We start from the raw sequence: 18,428 nt of genomic DNA, 5'->3' as shown, positions 1-18,428 counted from the left end.
GGAAAACAGAGGGCCAGAATCTCACAACAGGCGCTCGGACACGACCCGGAACGGCACCCGTGGCAGCCGGAAGGCCAGCCCTTCCTGCAGCGCCAAGTCCATCGCCTGCAGCCGCGGACACTGCTGCTCACCGATCAGGCGCAGGGGCTGCAGGCTGTCGATCTCCACCGGCAGCGCGATGCGGGTGCTGGCCCAGCGGCCGTCGCAGGTACGGGCGATGGCCTCGTCCTGGCAGGTGAGGAAACGCAGCAGGGCCTGGTGGCCGTCCAAGGCCGCCGACCACGCCGCCGCATCCTCCCAGCCTGCAGCGGCCTGCCACTGCAGGTGCAACCTCGGCGCACTGCCCTGCCCGCCTTCGATCAGGGTGTGCCCATCGCCATCGGTGCGCACCACATGCTCGAAGCGTGTGGACAGATGCGGCTGCATGGCATCGCTGAAAACGCGCGCGCCGGCGACGAAGGCCAGCTGGTCCATCACGTTGCGGTCGAACAGCACCACCGGCGTCCCGTCCGGATCGTCGTCGCGACGCAGGTACCAGCGCCAGTTGCTCTGCCGTGGCGACGGCATCAGGGAACGCAGCGGCCCAGCCAGCGCGGGCCCGAAGTGCCCGTGCCGGTAGCTGAGGATGGTGTAGGGCGTGCGCCCGGCGTGGACCACGTAGTGATGGCCTGGTGGTGGCATCGGCGCGTGGCGTACGTCGATCCACCAGCTCACGTAGACCACGTCGCGTACATCGCTGACCAGCGCCGGCATCGGCCAGCGCCGCGACAGCGCGCGGCGCAGCCGGGTCCAGCGCGGGGCGTGCAGCAGGCGCGGCAGCATCCGCCCGAACAGGGTGTCGGACGGATGCTGGTAGATCGCGGACTGCGCCAGATCCTCCGGCGCCGTCATCCTCAGTCGGCCAGGCCGCGCAGCAGGTCGTTGACGCTGGTCTTGCTGCGGGTCTTGGCATCAACCTGCTTGACGATCACCGCGCAGTACAGCGAATGGGTACCGTCCTTGCTCGGCAGCGAGCCGGACACCACCACGCTGTACGGCGGGATGTAACCGTAGGTGATTTCGCCGGTGGCACGGTTGTAGATGCGGGTGCTCTGGCTGAGGAACACGCCCATGCCGATCACGCTGTGGTGGCCGACCACCACGCCTTCCACCACTTCCGAGCGCGCACCGATAAAGCAGTGGTCCTCGATGATGGTCGGGCTGGCCTGCAGCGGCTCCAGCACGCCGCCGATGCCGGCGCCGCCGGACAGGTGGCAGTGCTGGCCGATCTGCGCGCAGGAACCGACGGTGGCCCAGGTGTCGACCATGGTGCCTTCGCCGACATAGGCGCCGATGTTGGTGAAGCTCGGCATCAGCACCACGTCCTTGCCGAAGTAGGTGCCGCGGCGGGCGATCGCGCCCGGCACCACGCGCACGCCGCCACGGCGGAACTTCGCCTCGTCATAGCCGGCGAAGCGCGATTCGACCTTGTCCCAGAACGGCGCCGGACGGGCGTCGACCACGGCCATGTCATTAACACGGAAGTACAACAGCACGGCCTTCTTCAGCCACTCGTTGACCTTCCAGCCACCCTGGCCGTCCGGCTCGGCAACACGGAACTCACCGCTCTCCAGGCCGTCAATCACGCGGTTGACCAGCGGCTTGGTCGAGCCTTCCAGCTCGTGCAGGGTCAAGGTAGCGCGGCGCTCGAAGGCACTCTCGATGCCGAACTTCAGCTCTTCCACGCCCGGGGCTGAAGGCTTGCGCAGCGACTTGCGGGCGATGGTTTCGGCGCGGACCGCTTCGGCACTCTTGGACGGCGCCGGCTTCTTCACAGCACGCTTCACCGCAGCCGCTTTCTTCGCCGGGGCCTTCACCGCAGCGGCCTTCTTCGGCGCTGGGGTCTTCTTCGCGGCCGGTGCGGCAGCAGCAGGTTTCCGGGCCGCTGCGCTCTTGGGGGTCGCGGCGGTCTTCTTGGCGGGCTTGGTGGCCATCAGGCGGGGTCTCCGGCGTTTCGATCAGGGTCCAGGCAGGCCAGCATCGCGTCATGCAGCTGCTGCCGGGCAGGTTCAGTCAGGGGGAGGTCGTGTTCGTCACTGATCACGAAGGTGTCTTCGGCGCGTTCGCCGAACGTGGCAATGCGCGCATCATGCACGCGCAGGCCCTGATTGCGCAGCACGAACGCCACATCGGCCAGCAGGCCGGGGCGGTCGGGGGCGACCAGGGCGAAACGGGTTGCGCCCGGCTCATCGCGGAATTCGATGCGCGGGGCGAAGCGGAAGTGCCGCAGCTGCCGTGGCACCACCCGGCGTGACGGCCGCAGGCGCGACAGGTCACCACTGAGTGCCTCGCGCAGCGCCGCTTCCAGGTTGGCACTGCTGCCATCGGCGAAGGTATCGGCCGGGTTCACTTCGAAGGTATCGAAGATGGTATCGGCCGGACCGTCCAGCACGCGTGCGCGGTGGATGCCGTAGCCCTTGCGGTCCAGCGTCATCACGATCGCGGCGAACAGGCCGTCGCGGTCCGGCGAATGCACGAAGACTTCCAGCGCAGGATCGTCGACACTGATCCGGCGTACCTTCACCAGCGCCTGGCCCTGCTTCACCGGCACCAGCGCGGCAGCCTGCCAGGCCAGCTGCTCCGGGCGCAGGCGGATGAAGCCTTCGTCGGGCATCACCGCGAACTGGCGATCGATGGTGGCATCGTCGTAACCCCGCTCGCGCACCAGCGCGCGCACGCTGTCACGCGCTTCGGCCACGCGCTCGGCCGCCGGCACCGGGTGTTCCAGCCCCTCGCGCAGCGCGCGCCGGGTGGCGAAGTACAGGTCGGCCAGCAGGCGGTCCTTCCATGCATTCCACAGCTTGGGGCTGGTGCCGGCGATGTCGGCGCAGGTCAGCAGGTACAGGTAGTCCAGGCGGTCGCGGCTGCCGACCAGGGTGGCGAAGCGATGGATCACCTCCGGATCGGCGATGTCCTGCTTCTGCGCGGTCACCGACATGCGCAGGTGCTGTTCGACCAACCACGCCACCAGTTCGGTGTCGGACGTGCTCAGCGCATGCGCCTGGCAGAACGCGCGCGCGTCCACCGCGCCCAGCTCCGAATGGTCGCCGCCACGGCCCTTGGCGATGTCATGGAACAGGCCGGCCAGCAGCAGCAGCTCGGGCTTGCGCAGGCGCGGCCACACTTCGTGCGCGATCGAGAAGCGCTCGTCGGCGCGACTGCTGGCGAACAGGCCGATGTTGCGCAGGACCATCAGCGTGTGCTGATCGACGGTGTAGACATGGAACAGGTCGAACTGCATGCGCCCGCTGACCTGGGCGAACGCGGGAATCCACTGGCCAAGCACGCCCAGCCGCGCCATGCGCGAGAGCGTATCGACCGGGCGCTGGCCGCGCAGCAGCGCCAGGAACTGCTCGCGTGCATCGGCATCAGCCTGGTCGTAAGCCGGCAGCAGTGGCAGCGCTTCGGCCAGCGCACGCGCGGTCAGCGAATGCAGGCCGCGCACCTGCGGATTGTTGGCCCAGCTGGCGAACAGCGCGAACACCTGGCCGATGTCGCCGCGCGGCCAGTCGGCTTCGTTGGCCGCCAGGTAACCACGGCGCAGGGAAAAACCCACGGTCAGCGGCTCCGGCTGCGCCTCGCCATCGAACTGTTCCTCGAAGCGCTGCAGCAGGCGGTCGCTGATCCGGCGCACGACCAGCGCGGCGCGGTAGAAGCCCTGCATCATCTTCTCGACACCGAGGTTCTCGGCATCGTCTTCAAAGCCCAGGCGTGCCGCCAGGGTCTTCTGGTAATCAAAACGCAGGCGCTCTTCCGGGCGACGCGCGACCAGATGCAGGCCAAAGCGCAGCCGCGCCAGCACCGCACGTTCGCGCTTCAGTGCTGCCGCTTCGTCTGCGCCCAGATGGCCGAGCCCGACCAGCGCCTCCAGGTCACGCACGCCGAAGGCACGCAACGCCATCCAGCCAAGCGTATTGAGATCGCGCAGGCCGCCGGGGCCATCCTTCAGGTCCGGCTCCAGGTTGTCGGCGGTATCGCCGAAGCGCTGGTGTCGGTTGCGCAGCTCTTCCAGCTTGGCCAGGAAGAAGGTGCGCGCCGGCCACAGTTCACGATCGTCGACGGCCTCGCGCAGCGCGCGGCGCGCCACATCATCGGCCAGGATCGGGCGCGCCTCGATCAGCGCGGTCAGCACGGTCTGGTCCACTGCCGCCTCGCGGCACTGCGATGCAGAACGCACCGCATGGCTGACGGCCAGCCCGCAATCCCATAGCAGCGCGAACAGGCGCGCCAGCGCCGCCTCATGGGCCAGCTGTGCCGGCGGATCGCCGAACACCAGCAGGTCGATGTCCGAACGCGGAAACAGTTCACCGCGGCCATAGCCGCCGACCGCGAACAGCGACAGCCCGCTGTCGGCCGGCAGGCAGCGCTGCCAGGCCAGGCGGATCAGATGGTCGGCAGCGCGCGCCCGCAGCGCCAGCAGGCGCTCGATGTTGTCGCCCTGGTCGAAGCGGCGGTACAGGCGCGCGTCGGCCTGCTGCAGCGCCTGGCGCGCGGCAGCAGCCCAGTCCGGGTCGTTGAGCGACGCGGCCGGCGTGTCCAGCAGCGAACTCGCCGGCAGCATCCTCAGGAGACCTGCGACTCGCCCGGCGACAGGGTCAGCACGTCCACGCCGGTCTCGGTGACCGCGATCATGTGCTCCCACTGTGCCGACAGCTTGCGGTCCTTGGTCACCACGGTCCAGCCATCCGGCAGCACCTTGTTGTAGCGGGTGCCCTCGTTGATCATCGGCTCGATGGTGAAGGTCATGCCAGGCTGCAGCACCAGGCCCTGGCCCGGGCGGCCGTAATGCACCACCTGCGGCTCATCGTGGTAGACCTTGCCGATGCCGTGGCCGCAGTACTCGCGCACCACGCTGAAACGCTCGCCTTCGGCATAGCTCTGGATGGCATGGCCGATGTCGCCCAGGGTCGCGCCCGGACGCACCGCGCGGATGCCGCGCCACATGGCTTCGTAGGTGGTTTCCACCAGGCGGCGGGCCATCACCGACGGGGTGCCGACGAAGTACATGCGGCTGGTGTCGCCGTGCCAGCCATCCTTGATGACGGTGACGTCGATGTTGATGATGTCGCCATCCTTGAGCACCTTCCCTTCGCTGGGGATGCCATGGCAGATGACGTTGTTGACCGAGGTGCACACGGTCTTCGGGAAGCCGCGGTAGCCGACGTTGGCCGGAACGGCGCCCTGCACGTTCACGATGTGGTCGTGGCAGATGCGGTCCAGTTCCTCGGTGGTGACACCGGGCTTGACGTGGGGGGTGACGATGTCGAGCACTTCGCTGGCCAGGCGGCCGGCGATTCGCATCATCTCGATTTCCTGCGGGGTTTTCAGATTCACGCTCATGGCCCCCATTATCGCCGATCCGGCCACAATCTGAACGAACGCCACCCAACTGGCGATCCGGGCCATGCACGGTTCCGGCAAGGAAAGTGAAAGCGTGATCGCCGCCACCCTTTCGCCTCTCTGTTTATCACGGAATACAGACACTTACGCCACCTAAGCTGGGGTCACCGTCGCCGAAGCGGTGCCGAACGTGCCGCCTTCGCCTTGTTCAACGGACCTTCGGGTCAGGGAGGTTGTCCATGCGATCCGCGCTTCGTTCCCCGCTTGCCTGGGCCCTGGCCGGGGTGCTGCTGTCCGGCCCGGCCCTGGCCGCAGACACCACCACCTTCAATGTCACCCTGGTGGTGACCAAGGCCTGCACGATCACGGCTGCTGCCGCCACCAACGTTGACTTCGGCACGGCGGCCTCGACCACCGCGACCCCCACCCTGGGCCAGGGCACGGTGACCGCCCAGTGCTCGGCACTGACCCCGTACACGATTTCACTGAATGCGGGTGCCAATGCCAGCACCGCGAATGACGTCACCACTCGCCGGATGAAGAACACCAACGCCGCGGTGACCGCCAACAACTACGTCGGCTACCAGCTCTACCAGGACGCCGCGCACACCCTGGTCTGGGGTGCCACCTCCGGCACCAACACCCAGGCTGGCATCGGCACCGGCCTGGCCGTGCCCTACATCGTCTACGGCCAGATCCTGAACCTGAGCACCAACAACCCGGCGACCGGCAACTACCTGGATACGGTTACCGCCACGATCACCTATTGATGGAGCACGCCCGCATGGCCGGACCCCGCCCGTGGCGCGCCACCGGCGTGGCGCTGCTCGTCCTGAGCCTGGTATTCGCCGCCCCGGTCGAAGCCACCAGCCTGCAGGTCGCCCCGACCAGCCTGCAGCTGGAAGCGCGCCAGCGTGCCGGCGAGCTTTGGCTGACCAACAGTGGCACCTCGCCGGTGAAGCTGCAGGTTCGGGTGTTCCGCTGGGTGCAGCAGGACGGCCAGGAGCAACTGTTGCCCACCGATGAACTGGTGGTCACCCCGCCGATGCAGGAACTGGCTGCCGGGCAGCAGCAGCTGGTCCGGGTGATGCGTCCGGACAGGACGCCACCGCCGGCACAGCAGTACTACAGGCTGATTGTCGACGAGGTGCCCGACCTGGCCACCCGCGCCGACGGCATGCAGTTCGTGCTGCGCTATTCGATACCGGTGTTCGTGCAGCCCGCCGCCGGCAAGCTTGCGCCGCAGCTGCAGGCCCGCCTGGTGCAGTTGCCCGATGGCCGCAACGGCGTCGAGGTGGCCAACGCAGGCAACAGCTATGCGCAGATCGCCGATCTTGCGCTGGGCAGCCCCACGCGCCCACGCATCGTGCATCCCGGACTGCTGGGTTACGTGCTGCCCGGGCAGGTGATGCGCTGGCCGATCGAGCGCACGGCGATCGACCGCGACAACGACCAGATCACGGCCAAGCTCAATGGCGAGTCGGAACAGACGCCGCTGTCGCCCCCATCGGCTCGCTGAGGCGTTGATGGGCGCGCTGCTTGCTGCCCTGGCTCCTGCGGCGACCCAAGCCGCCGATGTGTCCGGTGCAGCGGCTACCGCCACCGCCGATGTATCAGGCATCTCCGCCGATGCGATGCTGCCACCGCCCACACCGTTGACCGCCAACCAGACGCTGTACCTGGACGTTTCGCTCAACAGCACCCCACGCGGACTGCTGCCTTTCATCGAGAACCGTGGCCGCCTGCAGGCCAGCCCCGACGTACTGCGCCAGCTCGGCTTCAACGCCCACGGCGATGCACCGGTGTACCTGGACCAGATCAGCGGCGCGGTGGTGCGCTATGACGCACGCCTGCAGACCCTGGCGCTGGACGTGCCACTGGACCAGCTGACCCTGCCAACCACCGTGCTCAGCCGCCCGCAGACACGCGCGCCCGCAGGCAGTGCCTCACCCGGACTGCTGCTCAACTACGACGTGTATGGCAGCCGGGTGGATACGCTGGGCAACCTCAGCCTGAGCTCCGAACTGCGCCTGTTCGGCGTCGGCAACGGCACCTTCGAAAACACCGCGGTCAGCAGGCGCTACCAGCAGCCTGGCGACCGTCGCTGGCGAGGGGAGAGCGTGCGCCTGGATACGCGCTGGAGCCTGGATTTCCCCGACCAGGCGATGACGCTGGAGGTCGGCGATTTCTACAGCGGCTTCGTCGACTGGACCCGTCCGGTGCGCCTGGGTGGCCTGCAGATCGGTCGCAACTACGGCCTGCAGCCCTATCGCGTGCTGACCCCCACGCCCAGTTTCCTCGGCCAGGCGGTGGTGCCGTCCACGGTCGAGCTGTACGTCGATGGCCTGCGCCAGTACAGCGGCCAGGTCCCGGTCGGCCCGTTCCAGCTGGCCGCACAGCCGGGCATCAGCGGCACCGGCAGCGCACAGGTGGTGGTCACCGACGCATTCGGCCGCATGCAGACACTGGATTTCAGCTTCTATGGCACCCAGCAACTGCTGGCCAAGGGCCTGTCGGACTGGTCGGTCGGTGTTGGCCAACTGCGCGAGGACTTCGGCCAGCGCTCCTTCGCCTACGACGACCGCACCGTGGCCAGTGCCAGCTGGCGCGGCGGCATCAGCGATACCTTCACCGGTGAAGCGCATGCCGAAGGCGGCGGTGGCCTGGCCCAGGCCGGCATCGGCGGCGGGTGGCTGCTCGGCGGCGCGGGCGTGTTCAACGCCGCCTATGCGCACAGCAACTACCAGGGCCTGCAGGGTGGCCAGTGGGCGCTGGGTTACAGCTGGAACAACCGCCGACTCAACGTCAATCTGCGCACCGTGCGCAGCCATGGTGATTACCGCGACCTGGGCGCACTGCAGGGCAACCTGCCACCCAGCATCAGCGAACAGGCCACGGTCGGCGCCGACCTGCTGCGGCTGGGCACGCTCAGCGCCAGCTACCTGCGCCTGCGCTACCCCGATGGCGAAGACAACCGCTACGCCAGCCTGTTCTGGTCGCGGACCTGGAGCCAGCGCTGGTCAGCCTACCTCTCGGTGAACCAGAACCTGGACCAGAGTGATGACCGCAGCATCTATCTGTCGGTAACCGCCAGCCTGGGCAACAACCGCCAGGCCAGCCTGTCCAGCCAGCGCAATGGCGACAGCCAGACCTGGGTGGCCGACGTCACCCAGCCGGTGCCCGGCGATGGCAGTGCAGGCGGCATCGGTTGGCGCGCGCAGGTGCGCCACGGCGAGGACGGCAGTGGCGGCCTGGCCGAAGTCGGCATCCTCAATGACGTCGGCCGCTACTCCTTCGGGGCCTCGCGCCAGGGCGGGCTCAACTATGCCTACGGCAGCGCCAGTGGCAGCCTGGTCTGGATGGGCGGGCACGCGTTCGCCACCCGCGAGGTCTCCGATGCATTCGCGGTGATCAGCACCAATGGTGTTGGTGGCGTGCCGGTGCGGCTGGAGAACCGCCTGATCGGCGTCACCGATGATCGTGGCCTGTTGCTGGTCAGCCCGCTGCTGTCCTGGCAGCGCAACCGGGTCTCGATCGACACCCTGGACCTGCCCGAGGACATGCGTGCCGACCGCATCGAGGACTGGGTGACGCCGCGCCAGCGCGCTGGGACCCACGTGACATTCCAGTTGCGCTCGCGGCCCTCTCTGAGCCTGACGCTGCAGAGCATGGACGGGCAGCCGCTGGAAGTGGGCAGCGAAGTGCAGTTGCCCGGCGGACGCCAGGCCACGGTGGGCTATGACGGCCTGCTGTATCTGGAAGACGTCGCTGCCGGCAGCGTGCTGTACATCACCACCAGCCGCGGCCAGTGCCGGGTGAAGGTACCCGAGCAGCCCAAGGTAGTGGCGTCCGGCGCCCGGCCGAAGCCGGCACCGCTGCCGTGCATCCCGGAGGTGGCGCCATGAGAGTGCTGCTGCTCGGCATGCTGCTGTTCGCCGGCCTGCTCGCGGCACTACCGGCCCAAGCGACAGCGGTCTGCACGGCAACCGCGAACCCGACCCTGCCGTTCGGCAACATCAACAGCAACGCTCCCGGCCCTACGGCGGCGACGCTGAACATCACGGTGACCTGCACCACCGCCGCGCTGAGCCTGCTGGCCACCACCGGCGTCCGCGTCTGCGTGGGTGTCGGCGCAGGCAGTGGCGGCGGCAGCAGCTCCACCTTCCGCACGATGTCCACTTCCACCAGCGACACCATGAATTTCCAGCTCTACAACAACGCCAGCTACGGCCAGGTCACCGGCCTGGTGCCACGCGGCACGCCGCCGGCGCAGGAACTGACCATGAGCTACAACGTGCCGCTGCTGACCGGCGGCAGCGGTGCGCAGTCCGTGCAGCTGTTCGCGCAGATCCCCGCCAACCAGATCCTCGCTTCGGGTGCTTACAGCAGCACCTTCAGTGGCGCCAACGTGGTGCTCACCTGGGCCTGGAACGAAGTCCTGCTCGGCAACGCCACCGTGCCGGCCGCCTGCAACGGCGGCGCAACCGGCACCAACAGCGCCAGTGCGGCCTTCAGCTTCACTGCCACTGCCAACGTGCTGCCGCAATGCGGCAGCTACGTCACCACCAACATGGACTTCGGCAACGTCACCGGCAGCATTTCCGCCAACATCGACCGGACCGCCACGCTCACGCTGACCTGCCTGAAGAACACCGCCTACCAGATCAGCCTCAACAACGGCCAGAACAACCCCGCCGCCTCCACCACCCGGCGCATGGCCACCACCATTGGCAGCGGCACCTACTACCTCCCCTATGAGCTGTACCGCGACGCCGCGCGCAGCCTGCGCTGGGGCAATACCCTCAACGTCGATACCGTTGGCGGCACCGGAAGTGGCAGCGCGCAGCAGCTGACCATCCATGGCCGGGTGCCGCCGGTCACCGGCCAGCCCCCGGCCGGTACCTACAACGATCTGGTGCAGGTGACGATCACTTACTGACCTGTGTGCCGACCAACGGTCGGCATCCACCGGGATGGATTGGAATGGTCGGCACCCACCGGGGTGGGTTTGGAATCGTCGGCACCCACCGGGGTGGGTTCCGGTAGATCCACGCCGTGCGTGGATGCGCGCATCACTCCTGCGGCAGGACCAGTCGACTGGCAGTCGAGCCTACAGATTCGGCCGATCCGGCCGATACCGCGCAACGGGTCCTACAGTACGGTGGATGGCAGGTGGTTCGCGCACTTCTGATCGGGGCGATGCTGGTCGCAAGTATGCCCGCGTGGGCCGATCCCGGCAGCACCTCCCTGCAGATCCGGCTGACTGTGGTCGAGGGCTGCAGCAGTGATGCCGGCAACACCCGATGCGCGGCACCGCACCGGAGCAGCGACGCGCCCGAGCTTCCGCAACAGATCCGCGACCTCGCGCCGCCGGCCGACAGCAACGACGCGGCGCCTGCCGTGACCCTCATCTACTGATGCGCATCCTGCTGAGCCTGCTGGCACTGCTGCTGGCACTGCCCGCTGCGGCGCTGGACCTGGTGCCCACCACCCTGCAGCTGCCCGCCGAAGGGGGGCACGGCGAGCTGTGGCTGTACAACCCCGGGCCCGGCCGCTGGCAGGGCGAGGTTCGGATCCTGGCCTGGGAACAGCAGGTCGATGCGGAAAAGCTGCGGCCCAGCGACCAGATCCTGGCCAGCCCCGCCCGGCTCGACCTCCCGCCCGGCACCTGTCAACGCATCTGGCTGCTGCCTCGGGAGACGTCGCCCGTTGCCGTCGAGCAGGCCTACCGGGTGATCCTGAGCCCCAGCGGACCGGGCCTGCCACGCTACTCGCTGCCCTTGTTCCGGGGGCATGCGACGCCCCTGGCGCGGCCGGACCTGCATGCCGGGATCGAGCCCGGCACGTCGCAGCCTCTTCTGCGACTGCGCAACGCAGGTTCCGTTCACGCCCGCCTGCACGATCTTGCGTTCGTCGCCGGCGATGGACGCCGCACCCTGCTGCTGCCGGGACTGGCCGGCTACCTGCTGGCGGGCCGGGAACGCCGCTGGGCCCTCCCCGTCCATGCCGACGGCTATGCCGGTGGCCATTTCCAGGCCCGGCTGCAGGACGGCCGCGTGGTCGATCTGACCGCGCCGGACCCGGCAATTGCAGCGAGCGCTCCCAGCGGGCTATAATCGACCGGATTCCTGCCGCCTGCGTGCGCGGGAGACCGTCCACACCGGACGTCACCGGTGAATCCACACCTGCTGCCCCCATCCGTGCCGGGGTGCTCCGCAAGGAGTTCGGCCACGGAGGCAACAGGGAAGCCCAACCCCGGAACCATCCGCGCTTCCACGCGTCCCGCATACCTATCCCGCGGGCGGAATCGCCGGTTCCATATCAGGAGTATTGCAATGCCCCAGGTCACCATGCGTCAGATGCTGGAAGCCGGCGTCCACTTCGGCCACCAGACCCGCTACTGGAACCCGAAGATGGCTCCGTACATCTTCGGCGCCCGCGGCAAGATCCACATCATCAACCTGGAAAAGACCGTCCCGCTGTTCAACGATGCGATGAACTTCATCTCGTCGGTTGCCCAGAAGCGCGGCACCGTCCTGTTCCTGGGCACCAAGCGCAGCGCCCGCGAAACCATCAAGGAAGAAGCCGAGCGTTGTGGCATGCCGTTCATGAACCAGCGTTGGCTGGGCGGCACCCTGACCAACTTCCGTACCGTCAAGCAGTCGGTTGCCCGCCTGAAGGAACTGGAAGCCGGTGAAACCGACGGCACCTTCGAGAAGCTGGTCAAGCACGAAGTGCTGGGCCTGCGTCGCGAGCGCGACAAGCTGGAAGCCTCGCTGGGCGGCATCAAGGACATGAACCGTCTGCCGGACGCCATCTTCGTGATCGACATCGGCCACGAAGACATCGCGATCAAGGAAGCCAAGAAGCTGGGCATCCCGGTCATCGCCGTGGTCGACACCAACTACAACCCGGAACTGGTGGACTACGCCATCCCGGGCAACGACGACGCCATCCGCGCTGTGCAGCTGTACGCCCGCGCCGCTGCCGACGCCGTGCTGGAAGGCAAGGCTGCTGCTCCGCACGCTGCTTCGGTGCGTGAGGAAGAGTTCGCCGAAGCCGCTGCTGAAGGCGAAGAGAAGCCGGCCCGCCGCGCTCCGGCCAAGAAGGCTGCCAAGAAGGGCGACGACGCCCAGGCCTGATCCAGGCCCCGGGGTGGACGCCCGGCGTCCACCCTCCCTGCGCGCAGCCTTTGGCGCGTGACAGGACCGTGTCACACGGGCCGGCCACCATGCCGGCCCAACCCCTTTCTTTCGTGAGGTAATCCCGTGGAAATCACTGCTTCCCTGGTCAAGGAACTGCGCGAGCGCACCGGCGCCGGCATGATGGAATGCAAGAAGGCTCTCACCGAAGCCAACGGCGACATCAACGCTGCTGCTGAAGCCATGCGCAAGTCCGGCGCTGCCAAGGCCGACAAGAAGGCTGACCGCGTGGCCGCCGAAGGCCGTCTGGGCCTGGCCCAGGATGGCGGCAAGGCCGTGCTGGTCGAAGTCAACTCGGAAACCGACTTCGTCGCCAACGATGACAACTTCAAGTCCTTCGTCAATGCCGTCGCCGCTGCCGCCCTGGCATCGGGCGCCGACGACGTCGAAGCCGTGAAGGCTGCCAAGCTGGCCGATGGCCGCACCGTTGAAGAAGCCCGCGCCACCGCCGTGCAGACTCTGGGTGAAAACATCCAGATCCGTCGCATGGTGAAGGTTGATGGCAACAACACCATCGGCGCCTACGTCCACACCAACGGCAAGGTTGGCGTGCTGGTCGACCTGGTCGGCGGCGACGTCGAGCTGGCCCGTGGCCTGGCCATGCACGTGGCAGCCCTGAAGCCGCCGCACAACAAGGCTGCGGACGTCCCGGCCGAGTTCGTCGAGAAGGAAAAGGAAATCGAGCTGGCCAAGATGTCCGAAAAGGACAAGGCCAAGCCGGCCGAGATCCTGGAAAAGATCATCAGCGGCAAGATCAACAAGATCGTCAGCGACGTGACCCTGTACGGCCAGACCTACGTGCTGGGCGACACCACCGTCGAGCAGGTGGTCAAGGCCGCTGGCGCCGACGTGGCTGGCTTCAAGCTGCTGATCGTCGGCGAAGGCATCGAGAAGGTGGTGGAAGACTACGCCGCTGAAGTTGCCAAGGCGATGCAGGTCTGATTCCAGCCTTCCGGCTGTGAAGCGACCAGAAGGAGCCGCGGGAAACCGCGGCTCTTTTTTTATGTATGGGCCAAGGGATGAACTCATGCCCCATCGGCCGGTGCGCACCGTTGGTGCGCACAACCGGCACCTTTGCGTTGCGCGCGAATCAAGCCGATACTCGGCGCAGGGAATCCACAGTCACATAGCAGGAACGAAAATCGCGGACTGTGATGCATTCCTAGGTATTCTTGTCCCAATGGAATTGAACGACCCGACATGCCTCCCGAGCTGACAGCTGCCCTGGCGCTCTGCCGCAACCTGCCCTCGCCACCCGGTATTGCCCTGCGCATCATCGAGTTGGCCCAGGACCCGGAAGCGGACATCGCCACCGCCGCCGACATCATCGCCATCGACATGGCGCTGAGCGCTCGCATGCTGCGCATCGCCAATTCGCCACTGTACGCCAGCCGCCGCCGCATCGAGAACCTCGGCCAGGCGCTGACCATGCTCGGCCTGAATGCCACGATCAGCCTCGCCCTCGGCTTCACCGTGACCCAGGGCTTGACCGGTGGCGGCGGTGCCGACCACGACCTGCGCCAGCGCGCGTGGAAGCGCAGCATTCTCAGCGCCCTGGCCGCCAGCCAGCTGGGCCAGGCGCGCGGCCTGCGCCGGCTGGAGGAACTGATGCTGGCCGGGCTGCTGCAGGACCTGGGTGTGCTGTGCCTGGCCCAGGCCGAATCGGAGCGCTACCTGCCACTGCTGCGCGAAGCCCGTGACAATACCGATCTGGTCGCACGCGAGCGCGAGGAACTGGGCTGCAGCCACGCCGATGTCGGCGCCTGGGTGGCCGAGCAATGGGGCCTGCCGCGCTACCTGGTGGAAAGCATCAGCCACAGCGAGGACGACGACGCTGCCGATTCGCCGTTCCAGGCCTGCGTGCAGCTGTCCGGCGCTGTCGCTGACATCTGGCTGGACGAAGACGCCGATGCCGCCCGCGAACGCGCTCTGCACCAGGTGCATGACCGGCTGGAGCTCGACAGCGCCCGTTTCGATCAGGTCCTGACCCGCATCAGCGATGCCCTTCCAGATATCGCCAGCCTGTTCGAGGCCGGCCTGAACTCGCCCTCGCGGGTCCGAGAGCTGATCGACCACGCGCAGGAGCTGGCCACCCTGCGCAACCTGCGCGAGCTGCAGGATGCCGACCAGGCACGCCGCCGCGCCGACGAATTCGAGGCGCGGGCCAAGCGCCTGGCCGACCAGGCCCACCGCGACGCCCTGACCGGCGTGCTCAACCGCCGCCAGCTGGAGGCGGTGCTGGAACAGGAGTTCCTGCGCGCCGGGCGCCAGGGCTGGCCGCTGTCGGTGGCCTTCATCGACCTGGACGACTTCAAGAAAATCAATGATGCCCACGGCCACCTGACCGGCGACGAGGTGCTGCGCGCCTTTGCCGGCAAGCTGCAGGGCCAGCTGCGCAACAGCGACACCGTGGCCCGCTTCGGTGGCGAGGAATTCGTCGCGCTGCTGCCCAACACCAGTGAATCGGTGGCGCTGGACGTGATCCGGCGTGTGCTGGCCAACATCGTCGCCACGCCGATGGCCGAGCTGGAGGGAGGCCCGCTGTTCGTCACCTTCTCCGCCGGCGTGGCCACCCAGGGCGGCTACGAACGCTTTGCCGACGTGCAGGACCTGCTGCGCGCAGCCGACGATGTGCTGTACCGCTCGAAGAACCTGGGCCGCAACCGGGTGATCGCCCGCTCCCCCGGCGCCCTCGGCCACGACGAGCTTTCAGCCACCGCCGGCGCCGAGCTGGGCTGAACGGGACGCCCCGCGTGAGCGGGGCGGACGGCAGGATTTCGCGCCGCAGCGCACAAAACACTTTGGCCCAACGCCGCATGCGCGTAGAATCGCCCGCGATTTCCACGCACCCGAGGTCCCTATGTCCAAGCTCGCCTATCGCCGCATCCTTCTGAAACTGTCCGGGGAGGCGCTGATGGGAGATGAGGACTACGGCATCGACCCGAAGATCATCAATCGCCTGGCCCGTGAGGTCATCGAAGCCCAGCAGGCCGGTGCCGAAGTGGCGCTGGTGATCGGCGGCGGCAACATCTTCCGCGGCGCCGGCCTGGCCGCTGGCGGCATGGACCGGGTCACCGGCGACCAGATGGGCATGCTGGCCACGGTCATCAACGCCCTGGCCATGCAGGACGCCCTGGAAAAGCTGGGCGCCAAGGCCCGCGTGATGAGCGCGATCAAGATCAACGACGTGTGCGAGGACTACATCCGCCGCCGCGCCATCCGCCACCTGGAAAAGGGCCGCCTGGTGATTTTCGCCGCCGGCGTCGGCAGTCCGTTCTTCACCACCGACTCCGGCGCCGCGCTGCGTGCGATCGAGATCGGTGCCGACCTGCTGCTGAAGGCCACCAAGGTCGATGGCGTGTACGACAAGGACCCGAACAAGCACAGCGACGCGGTCCGTTTCGACAGCCTGAGCTACGACGAAGTGATCCGCCGCGGCCTGGAAGTGATGGATACCGCGGCCTTCGCACTGGCCCGCGACAGCGACCTGCCGATGCGCGTGTTCGACATGGGCCAGCCGGGCGAGCTGCTGAAGATCCTCAGCGGCGCGAACATCGGCACCCTGGTCCAGGGCCGCGACCCGGCCTGAGCCTGAGCGCCAGGCGAGCTCCGGGCCGATTCTGGCCCGGCAGCGTCCCGTATTCGCCTATAATCGCCCGATTCCAGTTACACCCAGGACCGGGCGATGCTCAACGACATCAAGAACAACGCGCAGACGCGCATGGCCAAGAGCATCGACGCTCTGAAGCACACCCTCACCTCGATCCGCACCGGCCGCGCCACCCCGGCCCTGCTGGACCGCGTCACGGTCAGCGCCTATGGCAACGCCAGCACCCCGCTGAACCAGGTCGCATCGATCTCCAACGCCGACGCCCACTCGCTGCTGGTCACGCCGTTCGACAAGAGCATGATCAAGGAGATCGAAAAGGGTCTCTACAACGCCGAGTTCACCCCGAACACCCTGGGCACCGCGATCCGCATCAACATGCCGCCGCCGACCGAAGAGCGCCGCAAGGAGCTGGCCAAGCAGGTGCAGAAGGAAGGCGAAGGCGCCAAGATCGCGATCCGCAACATCCGTCAGGACGCGAACAAGGAAATCGCCAAGCTGGTCAAGGACAAGGCGATCAGCGAAGACGAGAAGAAGCGCGGTGAGGACGACATCCAGAAGTTGACCGACACCAACATCAAGGACGTCGACAAGGTCGTTGCCGACAAGGAAAAAGAACTGCTGTCGGTCTGAAGTCGATGCCTTCAGTCCCGCCTCCGTTGCCGGCCGCCCTGCCCCGCCACATTGCCATCATCATGGATGGCAATGGGCGCTGGGCACAGCAGCGCCGTCGTCCGCGCGTGATCGGCCACCGGGCCGGCGCGCGTGCGGTCAACCGCACCATCGAGCGCTGCCTTGAGCTGGGCATTCCGGCGCTGACCCTGTTCGCGTTTTCCAGCGAGAACTGGGGCCGGCCGCAGGAAGAAGTCGATGCGTTGATGAAGCTGTTCCTCGGCGCGCTCGACCGCGAAGTGGACGAGCTGCATCGGCGTGGCGTGCGCGTGCGCTTCATCGGCGAGCGCGAACGCTTCGGTGCCGGGCTGGTCAGCCGCATGCAGCTGGCCGAGCAGCGCACCGCAGACAACACCACCCTGACCCTGTCGATCGCCGCCAGCTACGGTGGCCGCCAGGACATCGCCCGTGCCGCGCGCGCGCTGGCCGCTGAAGTCGCCGCCGGCCGCCTGCTGCCCGAACAGATCGACGAATCGCTGCTGGGCAGCCAGGTCGCCCTGGCCGACCTGCCGCCACCGGACCTGTTCATCCGCACCGGTGGCGACACCCGCATCAGCAACTTCCTGCTGTGGCAGCTGGCGTACACCGAGCTGTGGTTCACCGAGGCGCTGTGGCCAGACTTCGATCCCGCCCTGCTGCAGCAGGCGCTGGACGCCTACGGCAGCCGTGAGCGTCGTTTCGGCCTGACCAGCGCCCAGATCGCCGCACTGGCCACCGAGACTTCCAGCCCATGACCAAGACCCGAGTCCTTGCCGCGCTGATCATGGCGCCGGTCGCCATTGCCGCGATCCTGCTGCTGCCGACCCAATGGCTGGCAGCGGCGGCCGCTGCGGTGCTGCTGATCGGCCTGTGGGAGTGGCTGAAGCTGGCCGGCATCGAAGACACCCTGGCGCGCACCGTGCTGCTGGTACTGAACCTGCTGCTGATGGTGCTGCTGGTGTGGGCCGATGGCAGCACGCTGGTGCTGTTCCAGATCACCACATTGGCCGGTGTTGCCTGGTGGCTGGCGGCGCTGGTCTGGCTGCGCTTCTTCAATTTCGGCGCGCAGCCGTCGGCACCCTCGCGCATCGTGAAGATGCTGGCCGGTACGCTGGCCATCGTTCCGGCCTGGGCCGCGCTGGTGCTGATCCATGCGGGCGGAGATCCGCCGGGCAAGCAGGGCCACCTGTGGCTGCTGGCTGCGCTGGCACTGGTCTGGGCGGCCGATTCGGGCGCCTATTTCGCCGGCCGTCACTTCGGCAAGCACAAGCTGGCCCCGCGCATCAGCCCCAACAAGACCTGGGAAGGCCTGTTCGGCGGCCTGCTGGCCGGTGTCGCCGTGGCCGTCGGCCTGGGCTGGCTGGCCGGCATCGATACCGCACACCTGCCGGGCCTGCTGATCACTTCGGTGGTGGCGGTGTTCGCCTCGGTGCTGGGTGATCTGTTCGAAAGCCTGATCAAGCGCCACGCGGGCGCCAAGGACTCGGGCCACCTGATTCCGGGCCATGGTGGCGTACTCGACCGTGTCGACGGCGTCCTGGCTGCAGTGCCGGTGTTCGCACTCGGCAAGGAAATCTTCGGGTTCTGAC

Annotated in this window: 17 protein-coding genes; 13 read left to right on the top strand and 4 right to left on the bottom strand. The window is 67.6% G+C overall.

The genetic code is table 11. The annotated features are described in order from the left end of the window. Positions 1–21 precede the first annotated feature (21 nt). From ACZK13_RS06540 to map, 4 genes are read right to left on the bottom strand one after another with little or no spacing between them, the layout of a single operon-like run. A complete protein-coding gene (locus ACZK13_RS06540; RefSeq protein ID WP_478482374.1) occupies positions 22–891 on the bottom strand; it encodes a hypothetical protein in 870 nt (289 codons plus the stop codon). A 2-nt stretch (positions 892–893) separates the two neighbouring features. Next, the gene (gene dapD / locus ACZK13_RS06535; protein WP_253143329.1) at positions 894–1,973 is read right to left on the bottom strand and encodes a 2,3,4,5-tetrahydropyridine-2,6-dicarboxylate N-succinyltransferase; all 1,080 of its coding nucleotides are present in this window, start codon (positions 1,971–1,973) and stop codon (positions 894–896) included. Continuing rightward, entirely contained in the window at positions 1,973–4,582 is a 2,610-nt protein-coding gene (locus ACZK13_RS06530; protein WP_478450829.1) for a [protein-PII] uridylyltransferase, read from the bottom strand. Before ACZK13_RS06530 ends, dapD begins: the two co-directional genes overlap by 1 nt. Positions 4,583–4,602: 20 nt before the next feature. Continuing rightward, positions 4,603–5,445: a type I methionyl aminopeptidase gene (gene map, locus ACZK13_RS06525; protein ID WP_107433358.1), complete on the bottom strand. Its 843-nt coding sequence runs from the start codon at positions 5,443–5,445 to the stop codon at positions 4,603–4,605. Positions 5,446–5,618: 173 nt separating this feature from the next. Here map and ACZK13_RS06520 point away from each other — a divergent pair, with 173 nt between their 5' ends. The 13 genes from ACZK13_RS06520 to ACZK13_RS06460 all read left to right on the top strand — a co-directional run bounded on the left by ACZK13_RS06520 (position 5,619) and on the right by ACZK13_RS06460 (position 18,427). Then, positions 5,619–6,149 carry a Csu type fimbrial protein gene (locus ACZK13_RS06520; RefSeq protein ID WP_032127934.1) on the top strand — a complete coding sequence of 177 codons (531 nt, stop codon included), beginning with the start codon at positions 5,619–5,621 and terminating at the stop codon, positions 6,147–6,149. Next, positions 6,149–6,898, top strand: coding sequence for a fimbrial biogenesis chaperone (locus ACZK13_RS06515; RefSeq protein ID WP_049399527.1), 750 nt, complete (start codon positions 6,149–6,151; stop codon positions 6,896–6,898). The genes ACZK13_RS06520 and ACZK13_RS06515 overlap by 1 nt, the downstream gene beginning before the upstream one ends. A 7-nt stretch (positions 6,899–6,905) precedes the next feature. Beyond that, on the top strand, positions 6,906–9,284 hold the full coding sequence (locus ACZK13_RS06510) for a fimbria/pilus outer membrane usher protein (RefSeq protein WP_180838115.1): 2,379 nt from the start codon (positions 6,906–6,908) through the stop codon (positions 9,282–9,284). Next, positions 9,281–10,318, top strand: a complete 1,038-nt coding sequence (locus ACZK13_RS06505; RefSeq protein ID WP_049421639.1) for a Csu type fimbrial protein — start codon at positions 9,281–9,283, stop codon at positions 10,316–10,318. The genes ACZK13_RS06510 and ACZK13_RS06505 overlap by 4 nt, the downstream gene beginning before the upstream one ends. 260 nt (positions 10,319–10,578) lie before the next feature. Further along, positions 10,579–10,797 (top strand): hypothetical protein, encoded by a 219-nt coding sequence (locus tag ACZK13_RS06500; protein ID WP_478482511.1) that lies wholly within the window; start codon positions 10,579–10,581, stop codon positions 10,795–10,797. Further along, positions 10,797–11,495, top strand: coding sequence for a fimbrial biogenesis chaperone (locus ACZK13_RS06495; RefSeq protein ID WP_478482373.1), 699 nt, complete (start codon positions 10,797–10,799; stop codon positions 11,493–11,495). Before ACZK13_RS06500 ends, ACZK13_RS06495 begins: the two co-directional genes overlap by 1 nt. A 219-nt stretch (positions 11,496–11,714) precedes the next feature. Then, on the top strand, positions 11,715–12,521 hold the full coding sequence (gene rpsB / locus ACZK13_RS06490) for a 30S ribosomal protein S2 (protein WP_005408748.1): 807 nt from the start codon (positions 11,715–11,717) through the stop codon (positions 12,519–12,521). 126 nt (positions 12,522–12,647) lie between these two features. Next, the gene (tsf, locus tag ACZK13_RS06485) at positions 12,648–13,523 is read left to right on the top strand and encodes a translation elongation factor Ts (RefSeq protein ID WP_253143333.1); all 876 of its coding nucleotides are present in this window, start codon (positions 12,648–12,650) and stop codon (positions 13,521–13,523) included. Positions 13,524–13,781: 258 nt separating this feature from the next. Then, the gene (locus tag ACZK13_RS06480) at positions 13,782–15,320 is read left to right on the top strand and encodes a GGDEF domain-containing protein (protein ID WP_049399536.1); all 1,539 of its coding nucleotides are present in this window, start codon (positions 13,782–13,784) and stop codon (positions 15,318–15,320) included. A 121-nt stretch (positions 15,321–15,441) separates the two neighbouring features. Continuing rightward, the gene (gene pyrH / locus ACZK13_RS06475; protein WP_032127941.1) at positions 15,442–16,170 is read left to right on the top strand and encodes a UMP kinase; all 729 of its coding nucleotides are present in this window, start codon (positions 15,442–15,444) and stop codon (positions 16,168–16,170) included. A 96-nt stretch (positions 16,171–16,266) separates the two neighbouring features. Further along, positions 16,267–16,821 (top strand): ribosome recycling factor, encoded by a 555-nt coding sequence (gene frr / locus ACZK13_RS06470; RefSeq protein ID WP_032127942.1) that lies wholly within the window; start codon positions 16,267–16,269, stop codon positions 16,819–16,821. Between the two features lie 5 nt (positions 16,822–16,826). Continuing rightward, complete coding sequence (uppS, locus tag ACZK13_RS06465) at positions 16,827–17,594, top strand: polyprenyl diphosphate synthase (RefSeq protein ID WP_032127943.1); 768 nt, start codon at positions 16,827–16,829, stop codon at positions 17,592–17,594. Next, a complete protein-coding gene (locus ACZK13_RS06460) occupies positions 17,591–18,427 on the top strand; it encodes a phosphatidate cytidylyltransferase (protein WP_010486331.1) in 837 nt (278 codons plus the stop codon). Before uppS ends, ACZK13_RS06460 begins: the two co-directional genes overlap by 4 nt. The last annotated feature ends 1 nt before the right edge of the window (position 18,428 follow it).

The sequence above is a fragment of the Stenotrophomonas sp. 99219_Sma genome, assembly GCF_056480785.1.
The sequence above is the reverse complement of the archived record's forward strand: the minus strand, read 5'-3'. Positions and strand labels throughout refer to the sequence as shown.

What these genes read in the sequence shown, in the direction of transcription:
- ACZK13_RS06520 (WP_032127934.1), top strand. Translation starts at nt 5,619, where the DNA reads ATGCGATCCGCGCTTCGTTCCCCGCTTGCCTGGGCCCTGGCCGGGGTG.
- ACZK13_RS06510 (WP_180838115.1), top strand. Translation starts at nt 6,906, where the DNA reads ATGGGCGCGCTGCTTGCTGCCCTGGCTCCTGCGGCGACCCAAGCCGCC.
- pyrH (WP_032127941.1), top strand. Translation starts at nt 15,442, where the DNA reads ATGTCCAAGCTCGCCTATCGCCGCATCCTTCTGAAACTGTCCGGGGAG.
- ACZK13_RS06495 (WP_478482373.1), top strand. Translation starts at nt 10,797, where the DNA reads ATGCGCATCCTGCTGAGCCTGCTGGCACTGCTGCTGGCACTGCCCGCT.
- ACZK13_RS06540 (WP_478482374.1), bottom strand. Translation starts at nt 891, where the DNA reads ATGACGGCGCCGGAGGATCTGGCGCAGTCCGCGATCTACCAGCATCCG.
- ACZK13_RS06505 (WP_049421639.1), top strand. Translation starts at nt 9,281, where the DNA reads ATGAGAGTGCTGCTGCTCGGCATGCTGCTGTTCGCCGGCCTGCTCGCG.
- map (WP_107433358.1), bottom strand. Translation starts at nt 5,445, where the DNA reads ATGGCCCGGATCGCCAGTTGGGTGGCGTTCGTTCAGATTGTGGCCGGA.
- ACZK13_RS06500 (WP_478482511.1), top strand. Translation starts at nt 10,579, where the DNA reads ATGCTGGTCGCAAGTATGCCCGCGTGGGCCGATCCCGGCAGCACCTCC.
- uppS (WP_032127943.1), top strand. Translation starts at nt 16,827, where the DNA reads ATGCCTTCAGTCCCGCCTCCGTTGCCGGCCGCCCTGCCCCGCCACATT.
- ACZK13_RS06515 (WP_049399527.1), top strand. Translation starts at nt 6,149, where the DNA reads ATGGAGCACGCCCGCATGGCCGGACCCCGCCCGTGGCGCGCCACCGGC.
- dapD (WP_253143329.1), bottom strand. Translation starts at nt 1,973, where the DNA reads ATGGCCACCAAGCCCGCCAAGAAGACCGCCGCGACCCCCAAGAGCGCA.
- rpsB (WP_005408748.1), top strand. Translation starts at nt 11,715, where the DNA reads ATGCCCCAGGTCACCATGCGTCAGATGCTGGAAGCCGGCGTCCACTTC.
- frr (WP_032127942.1), top strand. Translation starts at nt 16,267, where the DNA reads ATGCTCAACGACATCAAGAACAACGCGCAGACGCGCATGGCCAAGAGC.
- ACZK13_RS06480 (WP_049399536.1), top strand. Translation starts at nt 13,782, where the DNA reads ATGCCTCCCGAGCTGACAGCTGCCCTGGCGCTCTGCCGCAACCTGCCC.
- ACZK13_RS06460 (WP_010486331.1), top strand. Translation starts at nt 17,591, where the DNA reads ATGACCAAGACCCGAGTCCTTGCCGCGCTGATCATGGCGCCGGTCGCC.